This window comes from Polynucleobacter sp. 35-46-11 (assembly GCF_002281105.1).
The window spans coordinates 1-2,260 of sequence record NZ_NCFJ01000415.1 but is presented as its reverse complement, the minus strand read 5'-3'; the positions used below and the strand labels follow the sequence as shown (position 1 = coordinate 2,260).

At 45.3% G+C, this 2,260-nt stretch carries 4 protein-coding genes; 1 reads left to right on the top strand and 3 read right to left on the bottom strand.

Annotated features, from left to right (window positions below):
- From B7Y67_RS15745 to B7Y67_RS15735, 3 genes are all read right to left on the bottom strand, one after another.
- On the bottom strand, positions 1-522 hold a 522-nt coding region (locus tag B7Y67_RS15745), incomplete at its 3' end, for an FAD:protein FMN transferase (RefSeq protein ID WP_293599446.1).
- Positions 519-1,073, bottom strand: coding sequence for an FMN-binding protein (locus B7Y67_RS15740; RefSeq protein WP_293599445.1), 555 nt, complete (start codon positions 1,071-1,073; stop codon positions 519-521). The genes B7Y67_RS15745 and B7Y67_RS15740, both read right to left, overlap by 4 nt.
- A gap of 10 nt (positions 1,074-1,083) precedes the next feature.
- Entirely contained in the window at positions 1,084-1,998 is a 915-nt protein-coding gene (locus tag B7Y67_RS15735; RefSeq protein WP_293599444.1) for a DUF6662 family protein, read from the bottom strand.
- 146 nt (positions 1,999-2,144) lie between these two features.
- Between B7Y67_RS15735 and B7Y67_RS15730 the strand changes: the two genes are divergently transcribed.
- On the top strand, positions 2,145-2,260 hold a 116-nt coding region (locus B7Y67_RS15730), incomplete at its 3' end, for a DUF3820 family protein (protein WP_293599447.1).

The window sequence follows — 2,260 nt, the reverse complement described above, 5'->3', positions numbered from 1 at the left end:
TTGACTGCAATCGCCAAAAACTCGTAAATCCCCACCAGCATTAACGGATCCTGATTGGATGCCGCCAGCTAATAAGATCTCTACCGCCCTATCTACAGCATAGCCTTTCGCAATCCCCCCAAGATCAAGACAGAGTGGGACCGTGGAGTACACCAAGTTTGGCTCGAGAAATAGGACATCTTCAATGCCTCCAAATGCATGAGCACCCAAGCAGATATGCTTGGGAAGTAGGTCTGCCTCTACTAAGAGGTGCCCAATCCCGCAATTAAATAGGCCATTTGAGAGTTGAAAAACCTCTTTAGCAATAGAGATCACTTCAGCGGTCCAGGAGTGGATTTGAAGAGGTTCTAAATATGAGCTGGCATTTATTTGAGAAAGCTCACTCTCTGGATTGTGAAAGCCCATCAAGGATTGCACTTGCTCAATAGCTAGGAAAGCTTCGTTTAGCACTTTCGAATATTGCAACTCATCCTCAATTCTGATTTCTACGAAGGTGCCTAAAAGCGGCTTGCAGCGAATCATTTTGCTTTTGGAATTGAAGTCTGATTTTTTAAGGCGATGTCGTATAAGACTGCAACCCGCTTGACGCCATCAGTCAGATGCTTACAAGAAAGGGTGGCGCCGCCGATATTTTGAATATCTTTGTTCAGCTTAATAGGATCTGCTGCTGTTTTGCCAATAAACTGTTTACGCCACTGCTCTTCTGCTACTTCATAGCCATAGGATTCAACGTACTCCAGAATCTCGATTCCAGTCACCGCTCCAGATGGGTTTAGTGCTACTGCATAGGTAATCATTTCATGTTTACCAACTACCTCATCTACGATGAACCAGCTCCCATCAGATGCTTTCCAAATTCGATCACCTTGAAAGGGGTGCCGAATACTTGAAGCAGCACGCATTTTGCCTTGTAATTCATCGGTGATGATGATGGGATTTTTCCCAAGAGACTTATTGGGAGCGAGTATCTTTTGCGCTTGCTCAATAGATACATAAATCTTGGCATGTGCAACTATTGGTATTGTTGCTGCAATAAGACCAATGATGAATAAGGGGTTAGGTATCCAGTTCATGTTCTCTTCCTTAGTTCAAAGGAAATCCAACTTTGACTATGAATTCATTAACAGAGTGACTATCCCAAACCCGGGCGTTAGAGCATTCTGCTTCTCCGCCACCCATACAATTCCCACCCTTTAGCTGATAGCGCCATGCGCCAGTAACCCACCAGTCTTTTGCAGCGTAGTGCATGTTTGGTCCAACAAAGGTTGCACGCTGTACTTGATTTCGTAAATTCAATTCTGAGTAATCATTATGAAAGCGCGCTTCAACACCGGCAGACCATTTCGGGGCAAATCGGTAACTAGCTCCTACAAGAAAATCGAGCATGGATTCAGGGACATTGCCATTCTCAATAAATTTCAAGCGTTCATTTGCTACGACAACGTTACCTGCCAATACCAGTCGGTCATCAATGAAGTTCGATTGCAAGAGGAGGCGAGCTTCAATTTCATCTTTGTTTCTACCCCAGGTAGGTTCTAGATACAGTCCTACTCCAACGGGCGATGTCACTGGATTAGTGAGTCGATAAATGGCTTCTAAGGAGCCACCCTCAATTCCACTTTTTCTATAGGGGGTGGCAGGATCATGGCTTGATGGCACCCCATATCCACCTGTGCAACTTGCAACATCATCACAAGCCTCGGGGTTGGTGTAATTTTGATTTGCACTGGTGTAATAAGAATTGATGTAGCCAGCAATTTGCAAATCATTAGTCAAGCCATACTCAAGTTCAGTTCGGGCAGTCCAGGCGTCGTAGGTGCCAGCAGCTTGCTGTTTATTGAGCTGTAAGCGTTGCTCAAACTCGAGCTTTCCTTTTGGTTGGAGATCGAGGGTGTAAATCCATCCAAACGCCCCTTCGCCCGCATTGGCGAATGAGAAGTGCAAGGCGGTGGCTAATAGGATGCTGAAGGCTACGAGTCTTTTGATGGTCAGTTTCATGGTGATGGTGGTTAGTGAATAAAAGTTATTGAGAATGATTCTCAATATACAGTAAATGAGAATAATTCTCAATTGAGAAAATGACCCTGTTTGGCTTGGTGTTGAGATTTGGCTGGGAACTTGCTGGGGCTTGTAAGATCAGGGCTATGGATTCAGAAGCCCTGGTGAAGCTAGTCACAATGAAGATGCCTTTTGGCAAGCATGCTGGTCGCGCGCTTGCGGACTTGCCTGGTAATTACTTGGCCTGGTTCGCTCGCGAAGG